The sequence below is a fragment of the Hydrogenophaga sp. genome (genome assembly GCF_018780385.1).
Lineage (GTDB): Bacteria > Pseudomonadota > Gammaproteobacteria > Burkholderiales > Burkholderiaceae_C > Hydrogenophaga.
The window spans coordinates 1-7614 of record NZ_JADMJO010000123.1; the positions used below are offsets into that span (position 1 = coordinate 1).

A 7614-nucleotide genomic window follows, 5' to 3' on the forward strand; every position below is an offset into this window, starting at 1 on the left:
CCACGCCACTGCCGTCGCTCTTCACGCGCACCTTGACGTTGTAATCCACCACGCGCTTGACGGGGACGATGACCTTCATGTTGGGTTGCTCCTGATGATTGGAAAAATGTCGTCACGAATTGACGTGCACGTCAACTCAAGGATTGTATGCCCCGCCCCTATCAAGGACGGTCAGGCGGGGGACAAATCGGGATCCGAGAAAAAAGAACGGTCGTGCTTTTTGACGATTATAGGAGAACGCCGCGAACCCACAAAGCCCTTATTTCCACCACCTTCGCTCACAGTCGTGCGAATTCACCGACCGAAGGGTCGGTGAATTCGGGTAAGCCATGAGATGCCGAAGCAGGGAACTGGCCTACATTGAATCTGCCGATTTTGTTTATGTTGAGCAACCATCTCTCTGCAACCACCTTGCACCCGCACACAGGAGTTCCCGCATGAAGTCACGTCCCCTCGTTGCACTGGCCTTGTCATCCACGCTGCTCGCCAGCGGCCTGGTGTCGGCCCAGACGGTGTTCACCGTCTCCAGCTGGTTGCCACCCACCCACACGCTGAGCACCTCGCAAAAGACGTGGTGCGACATGCTGGAAAAGGAAAGCACCGGCCGCATGAAGTGCAACATCCTGCCCAAGGGCGTGGTGGCCGCACCCGGCACCTTCGACGCCGTGCGTGACGGCCTGGCCGACATCTCGTACACGGTGGACGGCTACACCCCCGGACGCTTCATCAACACCCAGGTGGCCGAGTTCCCGTTTCTCGGCAACAACGCAGTGGCCACCTCGGTTGCTTACCAGCGCGTCTACAGCAAGTATTTCGCGCCCCTGGGCGAGCACCGCGGTGTGAAGGTGCTGGCGGTGTTCACCCACGGCCCCGGCGTCATCTTCAACAGCAAAAAACCGGTGACCTCGGCCGCCGAGGCTGCGAGCCTGAAGTTCCGCATCGGCGGCGGCAACATCAACGAGCTCTCCAAAGCGATGGGCTGGAACACCACGCTCAAGGCCGCGCCCGAGTCGTTCGAATTGCTCTCCACCGGCGTGATGGACGGCACCTTCTTCCCCGACGAATCGATCGCCTCGTTCAAGCTCAGCATGATCAAGCACGCCACCGATTTCCCCGGCGGCCTGTACAACACCAGCTTCGTCTTCATGATGAACCCGGCCAAGTACAACGCCCTGTCGGCGCAGGACAAGGCCGTGGTCGACAAACTCTCGGGTGAGCCGGCTGCGCGCCTGTTCGGTGGCGGCTGGGACAAGGTGGACGCGGCCAGCCGCGAACTGCAGAAGAGCCAGGGGGTTGCCCGCATCACCGCCGACAAGGCGTTCGTGAAGGCCGTGATGGACAAGCAGGACTACCTGGAGACCAAGTGGGCGGCCAGCGCCCAGGTCAAGGGACTGCAGAATCCCAAGGGCGTCCTGAGCGAATTCCGCGCAGAGATCGCCAAGGTCAAGTAACTCCCAGGCCACCCGTGTGGCCTTGCCGGGCCGGCTGAGCAGACCGCACAGCCGGCCTTTTCACATCAAGATTCATCATGCTCAAGACGATCGATCGCGGGTTGCGCTGGTCCACCGGACTCATGGCAGCCATGGCCCTGTTTGCCATCATGTGGCTCACGCTGGTGGACGTGACCGGTCGGCGCTTCTTCAGCCATTCGGTGCCCGGCGGCCTGGAGATCACCGAAATCCTCATGGTCATCGTGATCTTCGGTGCGCTGCCCATGGTGTCGTGGCGCAATGAACACGTCGTGTTCGACTCGCTCGACACCTTCCTGCCCGACTGGGTGCGCAGCATCCAGTCGCGCCTGGTCAACCTGATCTGCGCGGGCGGCTTCGGCTTCCTCGCCTACCTCATGAGCACACGCGCCGACCGTTTCGCCGAATATGGCGACACCACCGTCTACCTGCAGGTCTCCATCGCGCCCGTGGCCTGGATGATGGCGCTCTTCCTCGCCATCACGGCGGCCGTGCATCTGCTGTTCGTGTTTGTTGTGGTGCCGGTGCCCTCGCCCCACCACCCACCACCCGCCGAGCTGCCCGCCGATCTGGACGGAGCCACGCCATGACCGAGGCGACACTGGGTTTCCTGGCCGTCTTCGCGATGGCCTTCCTGCGCATTCCCCTGGCGCTGGCCATGGCCATCGCCGGCGTGGCGGGTCTGGGCCTCATGCGTGGCTGGCAGCCGGCATTTGCCAGCACCAGCCAGGTGATTTTCGAGACCGGCTTCGCCTATGTGCTGTCGGTGATCCCGCTGTTCATCCTCATGGGCAATCTGGTCGCCCGCGCCGGCATGGCGCGCGAGCTCTACACCGCGGCCAACGCATTCGTGGGCCACCGCAAGGGCGGCCTGGCCATGGCCAGCATCATTGCCTCGGGCGGCTTCGGCTCCATCTGCGGTTCGTCGATCGCCACGGCCGCCACCATGACGCGCGTGGCCTACCCCGAGATGAAACGGCACGGCTACAAGGACACGCTGGCCACCGGCGCCATTGCGTCGGGCGGCACGCTGGGCATCCTGATCCCGCCGTCCACCATCCTTGTCATCTACGGAATCATCACCGAGACCGATATCGGCAAGCTGTTCATCGCCGGCATCCTGCCCGGGCTGGTGGCCATGATCTGCCTGTGCCTGGCCGTGGTCTACATCACCTGGCGCGACCCGGCAGCCGGCCCACCCGCCGAGCGCTTCAACTGGGCCCAGCGCCTGGCCGCGGTGCGTGGCATCTGGGGCGTGGCGGTGTTGTTTGCGCTGGTCATCGGCGGCATCTACGGCGGCGTGTTCACCGCCACCGAAGGCGCTGGCGTGGGAGCAGCGGGCGCGTTCTTCTTCGCGCTGTTCCGCGGCGCGCTCACGCCGCGCATCCTGCTCGACATCCTGGTGGAGAGCACCCGCACCACGGCCATGCTGTTCACCATCCTGATCGGCGCGATGGTCTTCACCAGCTTCATCAACTTCACCAGCATGCCAAGCGACCTGCGCGACTTCCTGCTGCAGTTCAGTCCGAGCCCGATCATGGTGGTGGTGGTGATGATGACGATCTACGTGCTGCTGGGCCTGGTGATGGAAGAGCTGTCGATGGTGCTGCTGACCATCCCCGTGTTCTTCCCGGTCATCACGGGGCTGGGCTTCGACCCGGTGTGGTTCGGCATCCTGATCGTGACCATTGTGGAGATCGGCATGATCTCGCCGCCGGTGGGCATGAACCTCTTCGTCATGAACTCCCTGCTGCCGCTGGTGAAACTCAAACACATCTTCCAGGGCGTCTGGCCGTTCGTGATGGCCGACATCGTGCGCTTGGGGATCCTGATCGCGTTCCCCGCGATCTCGCTGTGGCTACCGGGATTCATGAACCGCTGAGCCCGAGGGCCCGGCGGGTGGCACCGGTTGCAGGTGCACCACACGTTGCGGGTACGGAATGTCGAGGCCGTTCGCTTGCAGCGACTGCAGGATGCGGCGGTTGACGAGCGAGCGCAACCGCAGCTGATCGCTGTTGTCGCCCGACTCGATCCAGTAACCCACGGTGAACTCCAGACCATCAGCACCGAAGGCTGACAGAGCAACGAGTGGCGCAGGCTCCTTCAGCGCGTCGTCTTGCACCAGCACCGCGTTCAGCAGCAGCGCGCTCACGTGTTCCACGTCGCTGCCATAGGCGACCGACACCACCGTGGTCTGCCACACCCGCGTCAAAGCCGTGGAGAGGTTTTCCACCCGGTTGATGACCATGAATTCGTTGGGCACGATGGACTCGCGTCCCGTGGGCGCACGGATCACGGTGTAGCGGGCGTTGATGTCAAGGATGCGGCCTTCGAAGTTGTCCACCCGCACGTTGTCGCCAATGCGCATGCGACGTTCGGCCAGGATCACGAACCCGCTCACGTAGTTGGACGCCAGCTTCTGCAAACCAAAGCCGATGCCCACACCGACAGCGCCACCGAGCACCGACAGCGCGGTGAGGTCGATGCCCACGGCCGACAACGCGATGATCAGACCGACGAACATGAGCAGCGCGCGCGTGGCGTTGCTGGCGGCCTTGCGCAGCGAGAGGTCGGCGCCCGCGGCTTTGCGCAGCAGGCGCGTCTCGATGGCCGCAGACACCCACAGCGACAAGATCAACACCGCACCGGCGGTGAGGATGCCCTCGATCGTGGTGCGCAGGCTCAGCGTGGTGGCGCCGATCTTCCAGGTGATCTGATCCATCTCGGCCAGCACCACCGGCAGCAAGCCGCTCACCCACAGCACCATGGCCAGCCAGGCGATCCAGGAGATCGTGCGCTCCAGCGCGCGCACCCACGGCGCGGTGGCAAACGCCACCTGCAGCACCTTCACACCCACACGAATCACCACGAGCGATACCAGCACGGGAATCGCCACCTTGAAAGCCGCCAACGGCAGAACGGCCGTCAGCAGCGCGCGTGCCACATAGGCCAGCATGAGCAACAACAGCGGGAACATCACGCCGTCGATGAGACGACGCCCAAACAGCACCGAGGTCCTCTCGTCCTGCATGCGCAGCGCGCGGCGCAGCAGCCAGGTGACGCCGAGCGCCAGCGCAATGCACACCGCCAGCGCACCCAGTTCGGTCAGCACGGTGGGCTGCGTGAAGGCGGACAGCCAGAGGCTGAAGTCGTCGATGGGTTTCGGGGCAGCGGGAGCGGTGATGGCCATGGGAAGAAAACAGATTGGGAAGTTCAGGCACGCCAGTTCGGCGCGCGCTTGTCGATGAAGGCCTGCACGCCTTCTTGCGCCACGTCGTGCGCCATGTTGCAGGCCATGGTCTGCCCGGCGAGCTGGTAGGCGGATTCGATGCCGGTCTCCAGCTGGCGGTAGAACAGTGCCTTGCCCATGGCGATGGCGTCGGCCGGTTTGGCGAGGATGCGATCCACCAGCGCAGCCACTTCCGAGTCCAGCGCGTCGGAGGCCACCACCCGGTTCACGAGACCCCGAGCGCATGCCTCGTCAGCGGAAATGAAATCGCCCGTGAGCAGCATCTCCATGGCCTGCTTGGGCAGGATGTTGCGCGACAGGGCCACGCCCGGTGTGGCGCAGAACAGCCCCACGTCGATGCCGTTCACGCCGAAGCTCGCGTTCTCGCTGGCCACGGCCAGATCGCACTGCGCCACCAACTGGCAGCCCGCGGCGGTGGCCAGACCTTGCACGCGCGCAATCACCGGCACCTCCAGCTTGCGGATGGCGAGCATCAGGCGCGAGCAGCGCGCAAACAACGCCTGGTAGTACGCCAGCTCGGGGTGCGCCCGCATTTCCTTGAGGTCGTGCCCGGCGCAGAAGGCCTTGCCACTGGCTGCGATCACGACGATGCGGGCCTGCGGATCGACCGCCACCGCGTCGACGGCCGCCTGCAGCGCCGCGAGCATCGCTTCGGACAACACGTTGAAACTGCGTGGCGTGTTGAGGGTGAGGGTGTGAACGCCGCGCTCGTCGCGGGCGTGCAGCAGCACCGCGCCGTCGGCCATTGGGGATGAAGGGGATGCGGGGTGGGTCATCGGAACATTATCGGACGCCCGTCCGCCGCAGAAGTTCAGACGTCGGCCAGCACCCGCAAGTGCGCTTCCACACTGCGGCCCAGCGCGCTCAGTGCATAACCCCCTTCGAGGCAGCTCACGATGCGGCCCTTCGCGTGGCGCTGCGCGACTTCCTTCACCCGCATCGTCATCCACGCGTAGTCCTGTTCGACCAGACCAAGCTGCGCCATGTCGTCTTCGCGGTGGGCGTCGAAGCCCGCGCTGATGAAGATCATCTGCGGCTTGTGCGCGTCGAGCCGGGGCAGCCATGTCATGTCGATCAGCTCGCGGATGTCCATGCCCTTGGTGTAGGCCGGCACCGGCACATTGACCAGGTTGGCCGCAGTGGCGTGTTCACACAGTGGATAGAACGGGTGCTGGTAGAAGCTGCACATGAGGATGCGCTCGTCGCCCGCGACGATGTCTTCGGTGCCGTTGCCGTGGTGCACGTCGAAGTCGATGATGGCCACGCGTTTCAAGCCGTGGCGCTCCAGCGCGTACTTGGCGGCCACGGCCACGTTGTTCACGAAACAGAAACCCATGGCCTGGTTGCGCGTGGCGTGGTGGCCGGGTGGGCGCACCGCGCAGAAGGCATTGGGCATTTCGCCGGCCATCACGGCGTCGGTGGCGTCGATGGCAGCACCCGCGGCCATGAGGATGGCGTCCCAGCTGTGCACGTTGATGGAGGTGTCGGGGTCGACTTGAGCGTGGCTCGGGCCGCCAGCTTGGATGTCGTCGCGCAAGTTGTCGCTCAGGCCGCGCAGCGATGCGAGATGCATGCGGCCGTGCGCGAGTTCAAGGTCGGCCATGGAGGCGGCGGTGGCCTCGCGGCGCTCCAGTGCCACGTCGAGTCCGCTCATGAGCAAACGGTCTTCGATCGCGTCCAGACGCTCTGGGCATTCCGGGTGACCGGCGCCCATTTCGTGCCTCCAACAATCCTTGTGGGTGAAATACCCGGTGGCCTGGCCCATAACGGTTTTACGGTAAGGTTCGCGGCATGCAAGCCGACACAAAAATCCAACAGTTGCTGAATCAGCTTAACACGGTGATCGTGGGCAAATCCCAGCAGGTTTCCGACTGCGTGGCCTGCTTGCTGGCCGGTGGACACCTCTTGATCGAAGACGTTCCAGGCGTCGGCAAGACCACCCTGGCGCACGCATTGGCGCGCTCGTTCGGCCTGCAGTTTTCGCGCGTTCAATTCACCGCCGATCTCATGCCCAGCGACCTGGTGGGGGTGTCAATTTACGAGCGTGGCCGCGAAGCGTTCGTGTTCCACCCTGGTCCGGTGTTTGCCCAGGTGCTGCTGGCCGACGAGATCAACCGCGCCAGCCCCAAGACCCAGAGTGCCCTGCTCGAAGCGATGGAAGAAAAGCAGGTGACGGTGGAAGGCGAAACACGCGCGCTGCCCGAGCCCTTCTTCGTCATTGCCACGCAGAACCCGCACGACCAGCTGGGCACCTACGCGCTGCCCGAATCGCAGCTGGACCGTTTTCACATGCGCCTGTCGATCGGCTACCCCGACCGCGCCGCCGAGCGCGAACTGCTGCGTGGCCAGGACCGCCGCGACATGCTCGACAAGCTGCCTCCCGCCCTCACCCCGGCCGACCTCGCCGCCCTGCAGCACACGGTGAGCCAGGTGCACACCGCCGAGCCGGTGCTGGAGTACCTGCAAGACCTGGTGGCCGCCACGCGCAACGGGCAATGGTTTGCGCAGGGCCTGTCGCCACGCGCCGCACTCGCCGTGGTGCGCTCGGCGAAGGCGCAGGCTTACTTGAGCGGACGCGACTACGTGGCGCCCGACGACATCGCCGCCATCCTGCCGCAGACCGTGGCGCATCGACTGATTCCCGTGCGCGACGCGGGGCGCGGGCCTGTTGAACAGGTGCGAGCCATGCTGGAAGCGATCCCTTTGCCTTGACATGGTTGCCTCTGTTCAGCGTCCGCCCGCTGGCGCCTTGCCTTCAAACACCTGGCGACATCCGTGGCGCTCGATGCGCGCCCACCTCCAGTCCTGGTGGCACAGCCGCCTGCCCAAGTCCGACACGCTCACGCTGACCCAGCGCAACGTCTACATCCTGCCCACGCGCCCGGGCTGGATGCT

Annotated in this window: 7 protein-coding genes and 2 pseudogenes; 5 read left to right on the forward strand and 4 right to left on the reverse strand. The window is 64.7% G+C overall.

Translation table 11 applies throughout. The features are described from left to right. Positions 1–79, reverse strand: a pseudogene (locus IV113_RS23875) (electron transfer flavoprotein subunit beta/FixA family protein); the annotation flags it as partial. 358 nt (positions 80–437) lie between these two features. Between IV113_RS23875 and IV113_RS23880 the strand changes: the two are divergent. The 3 genes from IV113_RS23880 to IV113_RS23890 all read left to right on the forward strand — a co-directional run bounded on the left by IV113_RS23880 (position 438) and on the right by IV113_RS23890 (position 3351). Then, positions 438–1451: a TRAP transporter substrate-binding protein gene (locus IV113_RS23880; RefSeq protein ID WP_291090584.1), complete on the forward strand. Its 1014-nt coding sequence runs from the start codon at positions 438–440 to the stop codon at positions 1449–1451. A 77-nt stretch (positions 1452–1528) separates the two neighbouring features. Then, positions 1529–2059: a TRAP transporter small permease gene (locus IV113_RS23885; RefSeq protein ID WP_291090586.1), complete on the forward strand. Its 531-nt coding sequence runs from the start codon at positions 1529–1531 to the stop codon at positions 2057–2059. Further along, positions 2056–3351 (forward strand): TRAP transporter large permease, encoded by a 1296-nt coding sequence (locus tag IV113_RS23890; protein ID WP_291090588.1) that lies wholly within the window; start codon positions 2056–2058, stop codon positions 3349–3351. Before IV113_RS23885 ends, IV113_RS23890 begins: the two co-directional genes overlap by 4 nt. Here IV113_RS23890 and IV113_RS23895 read toward each other — a convergent pair. Genes IV113_RS23895 through IV113_RS23905 form a run of 3 tightly spaced genes read right to left on the reverse strand, consistent with a single transcriptional unit; the run spans position 3328 to position 6484 of the window. Further along, entirely contained in the window at positions 3328–4659 is a 1332-nt protein-coding gene (locus tag IV113_RS23895) for a mechanosensitive ion channel domain-containing protein (RefSeq protein ID WP_291090590.1), read from the reverse strand. The two genes, IV113_RS23890 and IV113_RS23895, sit on opposite strands and share 24 nt — an antisense overlap. A 23-nt stretch (positions 4660–4682) precedes the next feature. Further along, a complete protein-coding gene (locus tag IV113_RS23900; protein WP_291090592.1) occupies positions 4683–5495 on the reverse strand; it encodes an enoyl-CoA hydratase in 813 nt (270 codons plus the stop codon). A gap of 35 nt (positions 5496–5530) precedes the next feature. Next, entirely contained in the window at positions 5531–6484 is a 954-nt protein-coding gene (locus tag IV113_RS23905) for a histone deacetylase family protein (protein ID WP_291090593.1), read from the reverse strand. A 26-nt stretch (positions 6485–6510) separates the two neighbouring features. Here IV113_RS23905 and IV113_RS23910 point away from each other — a divergent pair, with 26 nt between their 5' ends. Both IV113_RS23910 and IV113_RS23915 read left to right on the forward strand, forming a co-directional pair. Continuing rightward, complete coding sequence (locus IV113_RS23910; RefSeq protein WP_291090595.1) at positions 6511–7431, forward strand: MoxR family ATPase; 921 nt, start codon at positions 6511–6513, stop codon at positions 7429–7431. A gap of 73 nt (positions 7432–7504) precedes the next feature. Next, a pseudogene (locus tag IV113_RS23915) lies at positions 7505–7614 on the forward strand (DUF58 domain-containing protein); the annotation flags it as partial.